Source organism: Trinickia sp. (assembly GCF_051954495.1).
Classification (GTDB): Bacteria; Pseudomonadota; Gammaproteobacteria; order Burkholderiales; family Burkholderiaceae; genus Trinickia.
On the sequence record NZ_JBQCHR010000159.1, the window covers coordinates 1 to 17,014 of the forward strand.

General features: G+C 64.5%; 19 protein-coding genes. 4 read left to right on the forward strand and 15 right to left on the reverse strand.

The window, feature by feature from the left end:
- Nucleotides 1–68 precede the first annotated feature (68 nt).
- Nucleotides 69–329 (forward strand): hypothetical protein, encoded by a 261-nt coding sequence (locus ACTHNR_RS21870; protein WP_440550015.1) that lies wholly within the window; start codon nt 69–71, stop codon nt 327–329.
- Nucleotides 330–493: 164 nt separating this feature from the next.
- Here ACTHNR_RS21870 and ACTHNR_RS21875 read toward each other — a convergent pair whose 3' ends face one another.
- From ACTHNR_RS21875 to ACTHNR_RS21920, 10 genes are all read right to left on the reverse strand, one after another.
- Nucleotides 494–1,276, reverse strand: coding sequence for an MBL fold metallo-hydrolase (locus tag ACTHNR_RS21875; RefSeq protein WP_440550018.1), 783 nt, complete (start codon nt 1,274–1,276; stop codon nt 494–496).
- A 17-nt stretch (nt 1,277–1,293) separates the two neighbouring features.
- Complete coding sequence (gene bamC / locus ACTHNR_RS21880) at nt 1,294–2,430, reverse strand: outer membrane protein assembly factor BamC (protein WP_440550021.1); 1,137 nt, start codon at nt 2,428–2,430, stop codon at nt 1,294–1,296.
- 117 nt (nt 2,431–2,547) lie between these two features.
- Nucleotides 2,548–3,465, reverse strand: coding sequence for a 4-hydroxy-tetrahydrodipicolinate synthase (dapA, locus tag ACTHNR_RS21885; RefSeq protein ID WP_440550024.1), 918 nt, complete (start codon nt 3,463–3,465; stop codon nt 2,548–2,550).
- A gap of 42 nt (nt 3,466–3,507) precedes the next feature.
- On the reverse strand, nt 3,508–4,125 hold the full coding sequence (locus ACTHNR_RS21890; protein WP_440550027.1) for a class I SAM-dependent methyltransferase: 618 nt from the start codon (nt 4,123–4,125) through the stop codon (nt 3,508–3,510).
- Nucleotides 4,126–4,165: 40 nt separating this feature from the next.
- The gene (locus ACTHNR_RS21895) at nt 4,166–5,368 is read right to left on the reverse strand and encodes a tryptophan--tRNA ligase (protein WP_440550030.1); all 1,203 of its coding nucleotides are present in this window, start codon (nt 5,366–5,368) and stop codon (nt 4,166–4,168) included.
- An 8-nt stretch (nt 5,369–5,376) separates the two neighbouring features.
- Nucleotides 5,377–6,042, reverse strand: coding sequence for a site-2 protease family protein (locus ACTHNR_RS21900; RefSeq protein WP_440550033.1), 666 nt, complete (start codon nt 6,040–6,042; stop codon nt 5,377–5,379).
- Nucleotides 6,043–6,088: 46 nt separating this feature from the next.
- A complete protein-coding gene (locus ACTHNR_RS21905) occupies nt 6,089–6,721 on the reverse strand; it encodes an L-threonylcarbamoyladenylate synthase (protein ID WP_440550035.1) in 633 nt (210 codons plus the stop codon).
- An 84-nt stretch (nt 6,722–6,805) separates the two neighbouring features.
- Nucleotides 6,806–7,636, reverse strand: a complete 831-nt coding sequence (locus ACTHNR_RS21910; protein WP_440550038.1) for a 3',5'-nucleoside bisphosphate phosphatase — start codon at nt 7,634–7,636, stop codon at nt 6,806–6,808.
- A 129-nt stretch (nt 7,637–7,765) separates the two neighbouring features.
- A complete protein-coding gene (locus ACTHNR_RS21915) occupies nt 7,766–8,650 on the reverse strand; it encodes an alpha/beta fold hydrolase (RefSeq protein ID WP_440550041.1) in 885 nt (294 codons plus the stop codon).
- A gap of 136 nt (nt 8,651–8,786) precedes the next feature.
- Nucleotides 8,787–9,668, reverse strand: a complete 882-nt coding sequence (locus tag ACTHNR_RS21920) for a ferritin-like domain-containing protein (RefSeq protein WP_440550043.1) — start codon at nt 9,666–9,668, stop codon at nt 8,787–8,789.
- Between the two features lie 176 nt (nt 9,669–9,844).
- Between ACTHNR_RS21920 and ACTHNR_RS21925 the strand changes: the two genes are divergently transcribed.
- Genes ACTHNR_RS21925 through ACTHNR_RS21935 form a run of 3 tightly spaced genes read left to right on the forward strand, consistent with a single transcriptional unit; the run spans nt 9,845 to nt 11,841 of the window.
- Entirely contained in the window at nt 9,845–10,369 is a 525-nt protein-coding gene (locus ACTHNR_RS21925) for a gamma carbonic anhydrase family protein (RefSeq protein WP_440550046.1), read from the forward strand.
- Between the two features lie 59 nt (nt 10,370–10,428).
- Complete coding sequence (hslO, locus tag ACTHNR_RS21930; protein WP_440550048.1) at nt 10,429–11,379, forward strand: Hsp33 family molecular chaperone HslO; 951 nt, start codon at nt 10,429–10,431, stop codon at nt 11,377–11,379.
- A 57-nt stretch (nt 11,380–11,436) separates the two neighbouring features.
- Nucleotides 11,437–11,841: a hypothetical protein gene (locus tag ACTHNR_RS21935; protein WP_440550051.1), complete on the forward strand. Its 405-nt coding sequence runs from the start codon at nt 11,437–11,439 to the stop codon at nt 11,839–11,841.
- 55 nt (nt 11,842–11,896) lie between these two features.
- Here ACTHNR_RS21935 and ftsB read toward each other — a convergent pair whose 3' ends face one another.
- The 5 genes from ftsB to ACTHNR_RS21960 all read right to left on the reverse strand — a co-directional run.
- Nucleotides 11,897–12,343: a cell division protein FtsB gene (gene ftsB, locus ACTHNR_RS21940; RefSeq protein WP_440550054.1), complete on the reverse strand. Its 447-nt coding sequence runs from the start codon at nt 12,341–12,343 to the stop codon at nt 11,897–11,899.
- An 81-nt stretch (nt 12,344–12,424) separates the two neighbouring features.
- A complete protein-coding gene (gene eno / locus ACTHNR_RS21945) occupies nt 12,425–13,708 on the reverse strand; it encodes a phosphopyruvate hydratase (protein ID WP_440550057.1) in 1,284 nt (427 codons plus the stop codon).
- Nucleotides 13,709–13,761: 53 nt separating this feature from the next.
- Nucleotides 13,762–14,616 (reverse strand): 3-deoxy-8-phosphooctulonate synthase, encoded by an 855-nt coding sequence (gene kdsA / locus ACTHNR_RS21950; protein ID WP_440550060.1) that lies wholly within the window; start codon nt 14,614–14,616, stop codon nt 13,762–13,764.
- Entirely contained in the window at nt 14,613–16,271 is a 1,659-nt protein-coding gene (locus ACTHNR_RS21955; protein ID WP_440550063.1) for a CTP synthase, read from the reverse strand. Before ACTHNR_RS21955 ends, kdsA begins: the two co-directional genes overlap by 4 nt.
- 74 nt (nt 16,272–16,345) lie before the next feature.
- On the reverse strand, nt 16,346–17,014 hold a 669-nt coding region (locus ACTHNR_RS21960), incomplete at its 5' end, for an alpha/beta fold hydrolase (protein WP_440550066.1).

Consider the following 17,014-nt stretch of genomic DNA (forward strand, 5'->3'; position numbering starts at 1 on the left):
GGTGTTGGAGCACATTACCGGTATTATTTCGCGCTGTTGCTTACCTTTAACCATAAAAGGACGTGATCATGAAGAAATCCCTCCTCGTAGCATCCCTGTTGGCGGCTGTTGCACTGGCTGCATGCAACAAGAGCAGCGACCAAGCTGCCGCTCCGGCTGCTAGCGACGCTGCCGCCGCTTCGGCTCCGGCTGCTGCCGCTTCGGACGCTGGTGCTGCTGCTTCGAGCGCAGCTGCTGCGAGCGACGCTGCCGCTTCGGCTTCGACGGCCGCTTCGGACGCTGGTGCTGCCGCTTCGGCCGCCGCTCCGGCTTCGGGCGCAAGCCAGTAAGCTGCTGCCTGCAACGAGGCAACAAAAAACCGGCCTTGAGCCGGTTTTTTGTTGCCTATTCGAAACGATTGTAAAAGACGTCGGCCCGTGGCCACACACCGCCTTAACGCCCTGAGATAGCCCCACAGGCGTTTCGCCGGCTCGTTCCATCCCATCGCACGCTGTTACCCCGCACCGCAACAGAGCCAGTCGAATCCTTGCTCTTGCGACGCCACCCTCACCTCGTGCGCGGATGCGCCCAGCACACCGGCCAGCGCCGCCTGCGCAAGCTCGGGAAGATTGTTTTGCTGACTCAAGTGCGCGGCCACCACGTGAGTGAGCTTGGCCCTGTCCAAAGCCGCCAGAATCTCAGCAGCGGCGTCGTTGCTCAAATGCCCGTGATTGCCCCCGATGCGCGCTTTCAGCGATTGCGGATAACGGCTCGTTGCAAGCATTCGGACATCGTGATTGCATTCGAGCACGAGCGCATCGCAGCCGCTCAACATGGTCGTGATGTGCGGCGTCGACGTTCCGACATCGGTTAGGACACCTAAGCGATGGTTTCCATCGCAAAACACGAATTGGAGCGGCTCACGGGCGTCGTGAGGCACGGTATAGGGCAGCACCTGGAGGTTGCCGATCGAGGCCGTCTCGTCGCCCCATAGCACGTGCAAATCGACATCGGCGTTGTCGGCGCCGACCGCCTTCGCCGTGCCCCAGCTCATGTAAAGCGGAAGCGACCACTTGCGGGCGACCGTCAGGGCGCTGCCGATGTGGTCGCTATGCTCGTGGGTGATCAGAATGGCGTCGAGAGCATCGACGCCGCATTGAAGGCGAGCGAGACGGCGTTCCAGCTCTTTGGCCGAGAATCCGCAATCGAGCAGCACACGCGTCGTGGTGTGGCCGCTCGCCGCTTCGACGACGAGCGCATTGCCCTCGCTACCGCTGCCGAGGCTGGCAAAGCGCATGAGAAAAGTACTTTCGGTTAGTTCAGTTGCGCATGCAGCAGCGAAATCAAGCGCTGCGCCTCGGCCGACGTGTCGACCTGGCCGTTCGCATCGAGGACGGCGACCTGCGTGCCGTTGCCCTCGGAATGGACGTTCACGAGAAATTCCTTGCCCGGCTTTTGCTTGGCCGGCGCGCTGTAGAACAGCTTGCCGAAGAGGCCGTCGCGCTTGAGTTCTTCGGTGGAGTCGGCATAGCGCACGTAGTAGATGCCCTTTGCGCGATCGCGATTGTCGACCGTGAAGTTCGTGCGATCGAGTGCAAGCCCCACGCGCAGCCACGCCACTTCGAATCCGTCCGTCAGATCGAGCGTGGTGGCGCCGGCGCTCATATCGATCTTCGCGGGCGCCGCGGCGGGCCGCGCATCGGCGAGCAGTTGCTTGGATTGCGCTTCGGTCAGCCCGAATTTTTCCATGAGCTTGGACAAGAACACGGCTTCGAGCACCGGATTGCGCGGACGTTCGACCCAGCGCGAGGACGTCTTGTCGTGCCCCGTCAGCACTTCTTCGAGCGCGCTGTGCGTGATCGAGATGTCGGTCGTACCGTTGCTCCCGCGCTCGACGAGCGTGCGGAAGCGATCGCGCGTACCGGACGAGTAGGCGAAATCGATGACGCGACCGATCGTGCGGCGGAACCAGTCATCGGGGATGTTCGCGCGGTTTTCGGCCCAATCGGTGATCATGATGCCGGTAGCCGGCGTATCGGTCTTCAGCACGAAGCCGTTCTCCGACCAAAACGCCTCGAGCTGCGGCCAAAGCTGGTCGGGGCTGCGCCCGTCGACGACGAGCCAACGGCGATCGCCGTCGCGTTCGATATGCATGCCGAGCGGATCGGCCGCGCTCGGCACGCCTTCGCTCGAATTGCCCGCCGCCGTCATGTTGCGCTCGGGAGAGCCGCCGAGCGCCGCCGTCTTCGGGGGCGCCGTGTACTGCGGCTGCGTCTTGTCGGCCGTCAGATCGCTGGGCACTTGCAGCGGCGGAGCGGAGCCCGTCGCTTTGTAGTTGACGCGATCGGATGCGAACCAGTCGTTGAGCGTATCGCACCCCGCGAGCGTGGAGATCGCGAGCACGAGCGCCGCCGCGCGGATGGCATGAGTGGAGAAAGCGGAACGTTTCATGAGGTCCTTCGTGATGCGCAACACACGCCTGCGACGGCGCCGGGCGCGCATGCCCGGTTCGACGTCGATGAATGCAACAAATCCGATCTGATGGACGGCGCCAAAGCTAGCCGGTGCTTAGGCGAGCACGCCCGCTTCGACGAGCGCCGTGCGCACCGCCTCGTGGCATCGCGCGTCGAGCGGCGTCAGCGGCAACCTGATGCCGCCCTTCATCCGCCCCATTTGCTCGAGCGCCCACTTCACCGGAATCGGATTGGATTCGGTGAACAGGTTCTTGTGCAGCGACAAGAGCTTCATGTGGATCTCGCGCGCCGTTTTCGCGTCGCCCGCGAGCGCCGCTTTGCAAAGCTCGCTCATCGCGCGCGGCGCGACGTTCGCCGTCACCGAAATATTGCCGTGCCCGCCGAGCAGCATCAGCGCGATCGCGGTGGGATCGTCCCCGCTGAAAATCGCAAAATCGGCCGGCGCCGCCTTGATCAACTGCGCCGCGCGATCGATGTTGCCGGTCGCATCCTTGACGCCGATGATCCCCGGTACCTGCGCAAGGCGCAGCGTCGTCTCGTTCGACATGTCGGCCACCGTACGGCCCGGCACGTTATAGAGAATGACCGGCAGATCCACCGATTCGGCGATCTTCGCGAAGTGGCGATAGATGCCTTCTTGCGTCGGCTTGTTGTAGTACGGCACGACTTGCAGCGTGGCGTCGGCGCCGACGGACTTCGCATGCTTCGTCAGCTCCACCGCTTCGAGCGTCGAATTGCCGCCCGCGCCGGCGATGACCGGAATACGGCCGGCCGCATGCTCGACGGCCGTCTTGATCATTAGGACGTGCTCGTCGACCGACAGCGTGGCCGACTCGCCGCTCGTTCCGACGACGACGAGCGCGTCGGTGCCTTCGTCGATGTGCCAGTCGATCAGCTTGCGAAATGCCGGCAGATCGAGCCCGCCGTCTTCGAGCATCGGTGTGACGATCGCGGGGATGCTGCCGCGAATGCGCAGGCCGCCTTGGGTGCCGCTGGATGTGCCGTTAGCCATGAAACGCGATGAATTCAAACGTGAAAGCGCGATTGTAGCGGATTAGCCGGTCAAATCGTAACGCGGCGCGGCGGCCCCTATTTTCGCCCCCGCGTCAGCCGGCTGCGCGGGCATGACCGCACATATCCGTTGGACGAAAGCGGGCCGCGGGCTCGTCGCGTAGCCGTGCTCATAGGCCACGACCGTCAGAAGGCCGTTCACCGCCGACAGCAGTTCGCCGGGCGTGAGCAAAAACGCCGGATTCGACGGCTTGCCGATCGTCTCATTGCCCCGCGCGAAGGTCTCGTAAAGCAGGACGCCGCCGGGCGCCAACAGCCGCGGCAGCCGAGGCAGCAGCGGCCGATGCAGATAGTTCGTCACGACGACGGCGGCGAAGCGTCGAGCCTCGGGCAGCGGCCAAGGGCTGCCGTCTTCGAGATCGGCCGATACCGTTTGCACGCCGCCGATGCCGGACAGCGCGGCGAGCGCCGACTCCGCCCGGTCGATCGCGACGACAGGATGGCCCCGCACCGCGAACCACCGCGAATGGCGCCCGCTGCCCGCCGCGATGTCGAGCACTTCGCCGCCCGGCGCGACGAGGTGCGACCAGCGCGCCACCCACGGCGACGGCTCGCCGCCGCCCGCGCAATCAGGAGAGACGCGCCCTTGCGCCCCGGTCATCGCGGCGCGTCCTTGCCGATGTGTTGGCCGCGCGGAAAGGTCACGAGTACGACAACCCCATGGCCTCGCGCACGTCGCGCATGGTTTCGGTCGCGAACTTGCGCGCTTTGTCGCAGCCGTCCGCGACGATCGCACGCAGCAGCGTCGGATCGTCCATGTACTTTTGCGCGCGCTCGAGCATGGGCTGCTGCTCGCGCAAAATGCCTTCGATGACGGGCTGCTTGCACTCGAGACAGCCGATTCCGGCCGAGCGGCAGCCCTTTTGAACCCACTCGTGCGTCGTTTGATCGGAGTAGACCTGGTGCAGTTGCCAGACCGGGCACTTGTCGGGATCGCCCGGATCCGTGCGGCGCACGCGCGCCGGATCGGTCGGCATCGTGCGAACCTTCTTCGTGATGGTCTCGGCGTCTTCGCGCAAGCCGATCGTATTGCCGTACGACTTGGACATCTTCTGGCCGTCCAGGCCCGGCATGCGCGAGGCCTTGGTCAACATCACCTGCGGCTCGACGAGAATGATCTTGCGCGAACCCTCGAGATAGCCGAAAAGGCGTTCGCGATCGCTCATGGACAGGCTTTGCGACTCCTGCAGCATCGCGCGCGCTTGCTCGAGCGCTTCATCGTCGCCTTCTTGCTGGTACGCGTTGCGCAGTTCGTGATAGAGCTTCGAGCGCTTGCCGCCGAGCTTCTTCGCCGCTTCGAGCGCCTTCTCCTCGAAACCGGGCTCCCGACCGTACAAATGGTTGAAGCGGCGCGCGATCTCGCGCGTCATTTCGACGTGCGGCACCTGATCCTCGCCGACGGGCACGAGCGAGGCGCGATACAGCAAAATGTCCGCCGCCATCAACACGGGGTAGCCGAGAAAGCCGTACGTCGACAAATCCTTGTCCTTGAGCTTCTCCATTTGCTCTTTGTAGGTCGGCACGCGCTCGAGCCAGCCGAGCGGCGCGCTCATGCCGAGCAAGAGCGACAGTTCCGCATGCTCGGGCACGCGGCTCTGAATGAACAGCGTGGCCTGAGCCGGATCGATGCCGGACGCGAGCCAATCGATCAGCACTTCCCAGACGTTCTTTTCGATGACTTCCGGCGTCTCGTAGTGCGTCGTCAGCGCGTGCCAATCGACGACGCAAAAGAAGCACGGGTATTCCGACTGGAGCCGGACCCAGTTCTTGAGCACGCCGTGATAGTGGCCGAGGTGGAGCGACCCGGTCGGGCGCATGCCGGAGAAGATGCGGTCTGGAAACATGGTGTCAGTCAGTTGAGAAGCGATGCAAGAGGAGTCAGGATGGCCGTCACGGCATCGTAGCCGATCGATACCAGCGGGCGCAGCCACAGCTTCGTCAAGATACCCGTCATGACGAGGGCCATGACGATGAAGAAACCGTACGGTTCGAACCGCGAAAGCGAAAGCGCTTGCCGCGGCGGCAACAGCGCCGTCAACACGCGTCCGCCGTCGAGCGGCGGAAGCGGAAACAGATTGAGCACACCGAGCACGAGATTGACGCCGACGCCCGCCGCGGCCATTCGCGTGAAGAACGGTTCGTCGACGCCCATGGCGGCGAGCGCGACGCCGAACACGCCCCAGATCAGGGCCTGGATGAAGTTGCACAGCGGGCCGGCCAAAGCCACCCAGAACGTGCCCCAGCGCAGATTGCGCAAATTGCTGAATGCCACGGGCACGGGCTTGGCGTAGCCGAACATGAACGCGCCGCCCGTCGCGAAGTAGAGCAGCAGCGGAATGGCGATCGTGCCGAGCGGATCGATGTGGCGCATGGGATTGAACGACACGCGGCCCATTAGGTAGGCCGTGTTGTCGCCCAGCAGGCGAGCGACGTAACCGTGCGCCGCCTCATGCAGCGTGATCGCGAAGATCACTGGGAGCGCGTAGACGACGATCGTCTGGATCAAGGAGGAATTCATGGAAGTATTGTAACAAGCGGCCGGGCACGCCTTGCGCCCCGCTCGCTTATGATATGGCGAGCCCGAACGGTTCGAGCGATCCGCGCCCCGCCCGCACGAGCACGGGGTCGTTGCCGGTCAGGTCGACGACGGTCGACGGCTCGCGTGGACACGCGCCGCCGTCGATGACGAGATCGAGCTGCTTTTCGAGACGCGTACGGATTTCCTCCGGGTCGTTCAGCGGTTCCTCATCGGGGGGCAAGATCAGCGTCGTCGCGATCAGCGGCTCGCCGAGCGCTTCCAGCAACGCGAGCGTGATCGCATGGTCGGGCACACGCAGGCCGATCGTCTTGCGTGACGGATGGGACAAGCGCCGCGGCACTTCCTTGGTGGCCAACAGGATGAAAACGTACGGGCCCGGGGTCACCGACTTGATGAGCCGAAACTGACGATTGTCGACCATGGCGAACGTCGCCAGCTCCGACAAATCGCGCACGAGCAACGACAAATTTTGCCGCTCGTCGAGGCCGCGAATGCGACGCAACCGCGTGACGGCGTCTTTGTCGTCGAGCCGGCATGCAAGCGCGTAGCTCGAATCGGTCGGCAACGCGATCACGCCGCCGTCCTTCACGATCTGGATGGCCTGCGCGATGAGGCGCGGCTGCGGATTGTCGGGGTGAATCCTGAAGAATTGGGACATGAGAGAGATCGGTGAGCCGGAGGAGACGGCGATACGGCACGGCGCACGCGCGGGTGCGCCGGCGCGCGCGGCGGCAGCAGTAATCTACAGCCAGCGCTCCCAAACCGGCGTGAGATCGGACGGCAGCGGCGGTAGCTTGCCCAGTTCCGTGCGGCCCTCGCCCGGCGCATGGAAATCCGAGCCGCGCGACGCCTCGAACCCGAAGCGGCGCGCCACCTCGGCATATTCGCGAAACTGATCGGGCGTGTGGCTGCCCGTCACCACTTCGATCGCCTTCCCCCCCAAATCGAGGAATTGGCCGAACAAGGTATCGAATTCGAGCGGCGTGTACTTGTAGCGGCCCGGGTGCGCGACGACGGCGACGCCGCCCGCCTCGCGAATCCAGGCAACCGCGTGCTCGAGCGACGCCCATCGGTGCGGCACGAAGCCTGGCTTGCCTTCTCCGAGATAGCGCTCGAAGACATCGGCCGTCGATGCGGCGAAACCTTTCTCGACGAGAAAGCGTGCAAAGTGCGTGCGCGAAATCAGATCGGGGTTCGACACGAACGCGAGCGCCCCCTCGTAGGCGCCCTCGATGCCGAGTTCGGCGAGCGCGTCGCTCATCGCCCGGGCACGCGCTGCTCGGCCGTCGCGGGTCGAAAAAAGGCCCGCGACCAGCGCCGGATTCGACGGATCGATGCCGAGACCGACGATATGCACCGTACGGGACGCCCACGTGACCGAAATCTCCACGCCGTTCACATAGCGCATGCCGAGCGCCTGCGCTTCGCTGCGCGCTTGCGCTTGCCCCGCCACCTCGTCATGGTCGGTCAGCGCCCATAGCGTGACGCCGCCCGCATGCGCGCGGCGTGCGACTTCCCGCGGTGCGAGCTGCCCGTCGGAAACGGTCGAATGACAATGGAGATCGGCGTTCATGCTGTCAGGTTGGAGTGTTCTTCGTATTTTACCCGCAACGCCCGACCTGAGCGGGATCGGCCTAACGGCGAAGGGCCGCCGCCGGTGACTGTGCGACCGACGCGCCGGCCGCGCACCAACCTCACGAACTCACGCGCAAAACGCCTCGATCAGCGCGGCGACTTGCTCGGGCTGATCGTGATGGACCATATGCCCGGCGTCTTCGATGAGCTTTTCGCGCCAGTCCGGAAACGCTTGGAACCGCGCTTTGTATTCGTCGAGGGGAATATCGCCGGCCAGCATCGACAGCGTAGGCGAGCCGACCGCCTCCACGTGCAACACCTTCGCACTCACCCGCGACCACACCGCCATGACTTCGTCGAGCCGATAAAGCAGCGGCCCGTGATGCTTGTGCGCCGGATCGGCCAGCAGCATGTAGCGGCCGTCGTCGCCGCGCTTCGCCCAATGCTGCGCGAGGAAGCGTGCGCGCTCGGGCGCGAGACGCGGATTGGTCTTGACGAGGCGCGCGGCGACGTCGTCCTGCGTCTCGTACGTCTTGAGCCTCGCGGGCTCGCGCATGTCGTCGAGCCACGCCGCGAGCCGGCGCGGAGATTCGCTCGCCCGCGCCGGCGCAAGCCCGAACCCTTCGAGATCGACCACGCGCCGCACGCGCTGCGGCCGTGCGCCGGCGTAAAGGCACGCCACGTTCGCCCCCATGCTGTGGCCGACGAGATTGACCTGCCCCTCGGGCGCATAGTGATCGAGCAGCGCTTCGAGGTCGGCCAGATAGTCGTGAAACCAGTAATGCCCGCCCCCGCGCTCCGCGACAGGCCAATCCGACAATCCGAAGCCGCGAGCGTCGGGCGCGATCACCTGCCAATCGCCGCCGAGCGCATCCACGACGAATTGAAACGAGGCCGAGACGTCCATCCAGCCGTGCAGCATGAACAGCGCCGGCGCGTCGGGACTGCCCCATCGCCGGACATGGAGCTTCACGCCTCGCACGGTCAAGAAATCGGATTGTGGATTGTTCATAACAAAGATGTCGGCAACCGCCGCCGTGAAAACGAATGGTCGTTCGATTATATCGATGTCTCGCTCGTTTGGCCGGATTCGCGGGCATGCGCGGGTAGATGCGGCCCTCGAGACGGAAGCCCGGTGCATGCGCCTGCTATCGACCGGCGGCTTCGTCGATTTCCGGACCAGAGTCGGACGCGCCCGCCGTTAGCGCCGCCAGTTCGTCTTCGTCGAATCCGGCATCGCGCCGGGCCTCGAAATTGAACGGTCCGCGCAGCTTCGGCGCGCGATATTGCCGAGCGAGCCGTAGGTACGTTTCATGGGGTTCGAGCGCGCGTGCCTCGCAGAGGTGGCGAAACCAGCGGTTGCCGATCCGCACGTGCCCGATTTCGTCGCGCAAGATCACATCGAGGATGGCGGCAGACGCCGCGTCGCCCGCCTGCACGAGACGCGCACGGATCGGCGGCGATGCGTCGAGGCCGCGCGCCTCCAGCGTGCGCGGCACGAGCGCCATCCGCGCCAGGACATCGTCGCGCGTGCGGGCGCACATGTCCCACAGGCCGTCGTGCGCGGGGAAATCGCCGTAAGCGTGGCCAAACTGCGCCAACCGCGCCTGCAGCAGCCCGAAATGGTGCGCTTCCTCGGCGGTGACGCGCAGCCAGTCGCCGTAGTAGGCCGGCGGCATGCCCGGAAAGCGCCAAACGGCGTCGAGCGCGAGGTTGATCGCGTTGAATTCGATATGGGCCAATGCGTGCAGCAAAACAGCGCGTCCCGCTTCCGTCTGCATGCCGCGATGGCGCAGCAGCCGCGGCTCGACGAGTTCGGGCCGGGCCGGGCGTCCGGGCAGGCCAGGCGGCTCGGCGATGACCTCGTCGGCAAGGCATGCCGCGTCTCCCGCTGCATGGCGTTCGCGCAAGTCGCGCGTTGCGGCGGCTTTCGCGGCCGGTTCGGTCTCGCGCAAAATCGCCAGCGCCGAACGGCGCAGGTCGGCGGCGGGCGCGTTCGTGGAAATCGGGGCGGATCGAGGCTCGTTCATCGATGGAAGTGCGAAGCGCAGGGCGCGGCGTGGGACGGGAGCGCGCGGCCGCACCGCGCCCCATCACGGCGGCCGGCTGGACCGTTTACAATAGGCGATTCGACATCACGCGCGTGGCGGCGTCCCGATGCGGCGGCATTGTACCGGTCCCGCCCCGCCCGTCCAAAGGAGACATTGTGCCGATTTACAAGCTGGGAGAACACGCCCCGACGATACACGAAACCGTCTTCGTGGCCGATACCGCCACGATCGTCGGCAAAGTCATGCTCGAAGAAAACGCGAGCGTGTGGTTCGGCGCGGCCCTGCGCGGCGACAACGAACCGATCACGGTCGGGCCCGGCAGCAACGTTCAGGAAGGCGCGGTGCTTCATACCGATATGGGCAGCCCGCTCACGATCGGGCGCCATGTCACCGTCGGACACCAAGCGATGCTGCACGGCTGCACGATCGGGGACGGTTCGCTCGTGGGAATTCAGGCGGTGGTCTTGAATGGGGCGGTCATCGGCCGCAATTGTCTGGTTGGCGCCGGCAGCGTCGTGACGGAAAACAAGACGTTTCCCGACCGGTCGCTCATTTTGGGGGCGCCGGCGCGCGCCGTGCGCGAGCTGACGGACGAAGAAGTCGCGGGCCTCGAACAGGCCGCCGAGTCGTATGTGGAAAGGCGCGACCTATTCAAGGCGCAGCTCGTGCGGATCGGCTGATAGAGCCCGCCGCTTCACCGGCCGCCCGGCCGGTGGCATCAATGATCGAAGGAAGAGTCGTGGACGACCAGTTGCAAAAATTCATGTTCGCCGCCGCACCGGTGCGCGGAGAGATCGTTTCGCTGCGCAACACGTGGCAGGAAGTGCTCGCGCGCCGGCAATATCCCGTGGCAGTGCGAGACATCCTCGGCGAAATGATGGCCGCCTGCGCCCTGTTGTCGGCAAACCTGAAATTCGACGGCACGATGATCATGCAGATTTTCGGCGACGGGCCGATCAAGATGCTCGTCGTGCAATGCAGCTCGTCGCTGTCGATGCGCGCGACGGCCAAGATATCGAGCGAGTTCGACGAAACGCTGGGCGAGCGCCTCTCGTTTCCCGAGCTGCTCAACGCGAGCGGGCACGGCCGCTGCGTGATCACGCTCGATCCGCAAGACAAGGTGCCGGGTCAGCAGCCGTATCAAGGCATCGTGCCGCTCAATGGTCTGGAAGGCCCGCTGCAGTCGATCGCGCAGGTGCTCGAGCATTACATGCATCACTCCGAGCAGCTCGATACGCGTTTGTGGCTCGCCGCGAACACCGAGCGCGCGGTCGGCATGCTGCTGCAAAAGCTGCCCGGCGACGGCGGCATCGTCCCGCACGCGGGCGAGCATGACGCCGATACGTGGGAGCGCGTCTGCGTGCTGGGCAGTACGCTCTCGCAAGACGAACTGCTCAAGGAAGAACCGCAAACGCTGTTCAGACGCCTGTTCTGGCAGGAAAACGTGCAGCATTTCGCCCCCATGCTCACGCGCTTCGAATGCTCGTGCTCGCGCGAACGCGTGGGCTCCATGCTGAAAATGCTCGGGCGCGAGGAAGTCGACAGCGTTATCGAGGAGCGAGGCCAGGTGGAAATTCACTGCGAGTACTGCAATCAGCGCTACGAATTCGATCCCGTCGATATCGTTCAGCTGTTCGCTGCGAGCGAAGTCGCGGCGGGCGTCGCACCGGCGCACGTGCAGCGTCACTGAGTCGGCCGCCCGCTTCGCGCGCTTTTTCGGATCGTCGTCGCAACCCGGAGTCCAACCTTGAACGCACCGTCCCTTTCGCTTTCATCGTTCGCGGTCCTGACCCGGCGCGCAGCGGGCGCGGCCATTGGCGCGGCAGCGCTCGCCGTGCTGTCGGGCTGTGTCGTGGAGCCGCCGCCCGGCCCGATCTTGAGCCGGCTTGCGCCGGGTCAGCCGGGCGCGGCCGAGAGCGCGCATCCGCTTACCGACGCCGAGAAAAAGCGCTACGACGACATCGACAAGCAAGTGCTGCGCGAGCAAAACGAAGCGGTCTCCGCCAACGCATGGGCCCGCTACTACGCGCAGTACTACACGCCGTACTACTACCCGGCGCCCGTGACGTTCGGCGGCTACTACGGCGGATGGAACAGCGGCTGGGGGGTGGGATACGCGAGCCCGGGCTACTATCCGGGCTGGTGGTGGTGACGCGCTTGGGCTCGGCACGAGCGGCTGCTCGCTCGAGCGGCCCTAGGCTCGCAGGTTAAGGCTTCTTTTGGGCCGCGGCATGTTTGCCTTTTTCAGCCGCCTGTTTCTTACGCTTTTGGGGCTTCTCGCGTGAAACCGGGTTCGGCACGACGCTGACCGGCGCCGCGGAAACCTCGCCGCGCGTCGACGTATTGCTCGGCGCGAGCGCGGCGCTCGAACTCGCGGTCGCATTCGGCGAGACGAACTGCACGAACACCTCGCCGTCCTTGACCATCCCCATCTCGTAGCGCGCGCGCTCCTCGACGGCGGATGTCCCGTTTTGCAGATCCTGCACTTCGCCCTCGATCCGCTCGTTGCGCAGTTTTTCGTCGCTGTTCTTTTGCTGCTGAGCGGCCAATGCGCCGCGCAGTTCGTGCACCCGCAGCCACCCGCCATGGCCCCACCAAAGCGGATACTGAATCAGCGCGAGCAGGACGACGAGGACGACAGTGACGAGGCGCATTCAAAAGGCCGCAGATTCAAAACCGCCCCGTGTATGACACGGGGCGGCATGCAAAACGATCGAGGATGACAAAGGATCGCGTCAACGCAGATTGTAGAACGTCGACTTGCCCGGGTAGCTGGCGATGTCGCCGAGGTCTTCCTCGATGCGCAGCAGTTGGTTGTACTTTGAGATACGGTCGCTGCGCGAAAGCGAACCCGTCTTGATTTGGCCGGCGTTCAGACCGACGGCGATGTCGGAAATCGTCGAATCTTCCGTCTCGCCCGAGCGATGCGAAATCACGGCCGTGTAGCCGGCGCGCTTGGCCATTTCGATCGCCGCGAAGGTTTCGGTCAGCGTGCCGATCTGGTTGATCTTGATGAGGATCGAATTGGCGATGCCCTTGTCGATGCCTTCCTTCAAGATGCGCGTGTTCGTGACGAACAGGTCGTCGCCCACGAGCTGGATTTTCTTGCCGAGCTTGTCGGTCAAGAGCTTCCAACCGTCCCAGTCGCTTTCATGCATGCCGTCTTCGATCGAAACGATCGGGAACTTGTCGGCAAGCGTGGCCAGGTAGTCGGTAAACTCGGCCGACGACAGTTGCAGCCCTTCGCCCGCGAGTTGGTACTTGCCGTCGTGATAGAACTCGCTGGCCGCGCAGTCGAGCGCGAGCAGGACGTCTTCGCCCGCGCGATAACCGGCCTTTTCGATCGCCTGCAGGATCGCCGAGAGGCATTCGGCGTTGCTGCCGAAGTTCGGCGCGAAACCGCCTTCATCGCCCACGGCCGTGCTCATGCCACGGTCGGACAAGATCTTCTTGAGCGCGTGGAACACTTCCGCGCCGCAACGCAGCGCTTCGCGGAACGTCGGCTGGCTGACCGGCACGATCATGAATTCTTGGATGTCGAGGCTGTTGTTCGCGTGCGCACCGCCGTTGACGATGTTCATCATCGGAACCGGCAGTTGCATCGCACCCGAACCGCCGAAATAGCGGTACAGCGGCAGGCCGGCCTCTTCAGCGGCGGCCTTCGCGACGGCCATCGACACGGCCAGCATCGCGTTCGCGCCTAGGCGCGACTTGTTGTCGGTGCCGTCGAGCTCGAGCAGCGTCTTGTCGAGGAACGCCTGCTCCGATGCGTCGAGGCCCATGATGGCTTCGGAAATCTCGGTGTTGATATGCTCGACCGCTTTCAGCACGCCCTTGCCGTTGTAGCGGCCGGCCTCGCCGTCGCGCAGCTCGATGGCTTCGCGCGAGCCCGTCGACGCGCCCGAAGGCACCGCCGCGCGGCCCATCGTGCCCGATTCGAGCAGCACATCGCATTCGACGGTCGGGTTGCCTCGGGAATCCAAAATCTCACGGCCGATGATATCTACGATTGCACTCATGATTTCCTCTTAAATGACGATGAATTCTCTTTCTTCTTTCGTGACGGGTGCGATCAGTTGAAATCGCGCTCGATCAACGGTGTGCGCTTCACGACGGAATCCAGCGCGACCAGCGTCTCCAGCAGCTCGCCCATCCGCGCGAGCGGAACGGCGTTGGGGCCGTCGGACAGCGCGCACGGCGGATTGGGGTGCGTCTCCATGAACAGACCGGCCACGCCGACAGCGACGGCCGCGCGCGACAGCACGGGGACGAATTCGCGTTGCCCGCCCGAACTCGCACCTTGCCCGCCCGGCAATTGCACCGAGTGCGTGGCGTCGAATACGACCGGCGCGCCCGTTTCGCGCATGATGGCGAGCGAACGCATGTCGGAGACGAGGTTGTTGTAGCCGAACGAGACGCCGCGCTCGCAGGCGAGAAAGCGATCTTCCGACAGACCCGCTTCGCGAGCCGCCTCGCGCGCCTTGTCGATCACGTTCTTCATATCGTGCGGCGCGAGGAACTGCCCCTTCTTGATGTTCACGGGCTTGCCCGAGCGCGCGCAGGCATGAATGAAATCGGTCTGCCGGCACAGGAAAGCCGGCGTTTGCAGGACGTCGACGACAGCCGCGGCCTGTGCGATTTGCTCGACGTCATGCACGTCCGTCAGCACGGGCAGGCCCAGTTGACGCTTCACCTCGGACAGAATGCGCAGACCCTCTTCCATGCCAGGCCCGCGAAACGACTTGCCCGAACTGCGATTGGCTTTGTCGTACGAGGATTTGTAGATGAACGGAATACCGAGCTTCGCGCAAATTTCCTTCAGCTGACCGGCCGTATCGATCGTCATCTGCTCGGATTCGACGACGCAAGTGCCCGCGATAAGAAAAAACGGCTTATCGAGACCGACTTCGAAGTCGCACAGCTTCATGCCTTCTCCTTGCGCGCTTCGTGACAGGCGAGCGCCGCTTCGACGAACGACTTGAACAGCGGATGCCCGTCGCGCGGCGTCGACGTGAATTCAGGGTGGAACTGCACGCCGACGAACCACGGATGCAGGCTGCGCGGCAGCTCCATCATTTCCGGCAGATCTTCGCTCGGCGTGCGCGCGCTGATGATAAGGCCACCGCCTTCCAATTGCGGCACGTAGCGGTTATTGACTTCATAACGGTGGCGATGCCGCTCGTTCACGTCCTTGCCGTAAATCTGTTCGGCCAACGTGCCGGCCTTGATCGGGCAACGCTGCGAGCCCAGACGCATCGTACCGCCGAGATCCGATTCTTCCGTCCGCTTTTCGACGCGGCCTTCGCGGTCGTACCACTCCGTAATCAACGCGACGACGCGGTGCGCCGTATTCACGTCGAACTCGGTGCTGTTCGCCCCTTCCAAGCCGACGACGTCGCGCGCGAATTCGATCACGGCCAGCTGCATGCCGAGGCAGATGCCCAAATACGGCACCTTCGCCTCGCGCGCATAGCGGATCGCCGCGATTTTGCCCTCGGTGCCGCGACGGCCGAAGCCGCCCGGCACGAGCACGGCGTCGAGATGCTTGAGGCTTTCGACGCCTTCGGCTTCGATCTGTTCCGAATCGATGTACTCGATGTTGACCTTCGTCGACGTATGCACCGATGCGTGGCGCAGCGCTTCGATCAGCGACTTGTACGACTCCGTCAGATCGACGTACTTGCCGACCATGCCGATCGTGACTTCGTGCTTCGGATGTTCGAGCTTGCCGACGATCTCGGACCACATCGACAAATCGGCCGGCTTTGCCTGCAGCTTGAGCTCTTCGCAGATGATGCTGTCGAGCCCTTGATCGTGCAGCATTTGCGGAATCTTGTAGATGCTGTCGACGTCCCACACCGAAATCACGGCGTCTTCGGGCACGTTCGAGAACATCGAAATCTTCGCGCACTCGTCGTCGGGAATGCGGCGATCGGCGCGGCACAGCAGCACGTGCGGCGAAATGCCGATCTCGCGCAACTTCTGCACGCTGTGCTGCGTGGGCTTCGTCTTCAGTTCGCCGGCCGTCGCGATGAACGGCACGAGCGTGAGGTGGACGAAGCAGGCGCTGTTGCGGCCGAGGCGCAGGCTCATTTGCCGCGCTGCTTCGAGGAACGGCAGCGATTCGATATCGCCCACCGTGCCGCCGATTTCGACGATCGCCACATCGGGTTCGCCGCAGGTGGCCGAGGCCGCGCCGCGCTCCACGAACGCTTGGATCTCGTTCGTGATGTGGGGAATCACCTGCACGGTCTTGCCGAGGTAGTCGCCCCGGCGCTCCTTGCGGATCACCGATTCGTAGATCTGACCTGTCGTGAAGTTGTTGGCCTTGCGCATCTTCGTGCTGATGAAGCGCTCGTAGTGGCCGAGGTCCAGATCCGTTTCAGCGCCGTCTTCGGTCACGAACACTTCGCCGTGCTGAAACGGGCTCATCGTGCCGGGGTCGACGTTGATGTAGGGATCGAGCTTGAGGAGGGTGACTTTGAGACCGCGCGATTCGAGGATCGCGGCGAGAGAAGCGGCGGCAATGCCCTTGCCGAGGGACGACACTACGCCGCCGGTGACGAAAACATATTTAGTCATCGCTGGATGCTCGCGGGAAAAACGGATTATACCTTAGGCCCGCGCGAAGCCCCAACGTTGGGCGGGCATGCCCGCTATCTCCCCTCGCGCAGTCTGCGCAGCATTCCGAGCAGCGCCCGTGCCGTCTCGATCGGGCGCTCCATCGGGAAAAGATGGCTGCCCTCCATCCATTCGATGCGTCCGCGCGCCGCGCGCGAAGTCGCGTCGAGCCCCACTTGCCGGATCTCCTTCGATTGCGTGCCGGCGATAAAGCCCACGGGCACCGGCGCGCCGTGCGCGAGCCGCGCGCCGAGCGTGCGTGGCAGCGTTCGGTAGATCCGATATTCGATGTCTCGGTCGAAGGCTAGCGTGCGCACCCCGCCGGGCGATTCCGCCGGAATGCCGAACTCGATGTAGTCGGACAACACGCGTTCGTCCCACCGGGCGAACGCGCTCTTCGCGTGGAAGTGCCGCCAGGCTTCGTCTCGGCTGGCCCACTGCGTGCGGCGCTTGCGCGTGGCCGCGGCGGGCGACAGCCGTTCGTCGAGCCCCGTCCATTGCGTGAAGCGCAGGACGCTCGCGCGCCAGCCCGCCACCACGGGCGAATCGAGCATCACCACGCCGCGCACCCAATGCGGGTGCTTGAGCGCGGCCATCAGCGACAGATATCCGCCGAGCGAATGACCGACGAGCCAGACCGGCTGCTCGTAGCGGCGACCGATGTCGGCGAGCAGTTCCTCGACGAGATGCGGCCAATCGCTCGT

Bases quoted from the DNA above. Each gene is read 5' to 3' on its own strand.
- ACTHNR_RS21870 (WP_440550015.1), top strand. From the start codon at position 69: ATGAAGAAATCCCTCCTCGTAGCATCCCTGTTGGCGGCTGTTGCACTG.
- ACTHNR_RS21875 (WP_440550018.1), bottom strand. From the start codon at position 1,276: ATGCGCTTTGCCAGCCTCGGCAGCGGTAGCGAGGGCAATGCGCTCGTC.
- bamC (WP_440550021.1), bottom strand. From the start codon at position 2,430: ATGAAACGTTCCGCTTTCTCCACTCATGCCATCCGCGCGGCGGCGCTC.
- dapA (WP_440550024.1), bottom strand. From the start codon at position 3,465: ATGGCTAACGGCACATCCAGCGGCACCCAAGGCGGCCTGCGCATTCGC.
- ACTHNR_RS21890 (WP_440550027.1), bottom strand. From the start codon at position 4,125: ATGACCGGGGCGCAAGGGCGCGTCTCTCCTGATTGCGCGGGCGGCGGC.
- ACTHNR_RS21895 (WP_440550030.1), bottom strand. From the start codon at position 5,368: ATGTTTCCAGACCGCATCTTCTCCGGCATGCGCCCGACCGGGTCGCTC.
- ACTHNR_RS21900 (WP_440550033.1), bottom strand. From the start codon at position 6,042: ATGAATTCCTCCTTGATCCAGACGATCGTCGTCTACGCGCTCCCAGTG.
- ACTHNR_RS21905 (WP_440550035.1), bottom strand. From the start codon at position 6,721: ATGTCCCAATTCTTCAGGATTCACCCCGACAATCCGCAGCCGCGCCTC.
- ACTHNR_RS21910 (WP_440550038.1), bottom strand. From the start codon at position 7,636: ATGAACGCCGATCTCCATTGTCATTCGACCGTTTCCGACGGGCAGCTC.
- ACTHNR_RS21915 (WP_440550041.1), bottom strand. From the start codon at position 8,650: ATGAACAATCCACAATCCGATTTCTTGACCGTGCGAGGCGTGAAGCTC.
- ACTHNR_RS21920 (WP_440550043.1), bottom strand. From the start codon at position 9,668: ATGAACGAGCCTCGATCCGCCCCGATTTCCACGAACGCGCCCGCCGCC.
- ftsB (WP_440550054.1), bottom strand. From the start codon at position 12,343: ATGCGCCTCGTCACTGTCGTCCTCGTCGTCCTGCTCGCGCTGATTCAG.
- eno (WP_440550057.1), bottom strand. From the start codon at position 13,708: ATGAGTGCAATCGTAGATATCATCGGCCGTGAGATTTTGGATTCCCGA.
- kdsA (WP_440550060.1), bottom strand. From the start codon at position 14,616: ATGAAGCTGTGCGACTTCGAAGTCGGTCTCGATAAGCCGTTTTTTCTT.
- ACTHNR_RS21955 (WP_440550063.1), bottom strand. From the start codon at position 16,271: ATGACTAAATATGTTTTCGTCACCGGCGGCGTAGTGTCGTCCCTCGGC.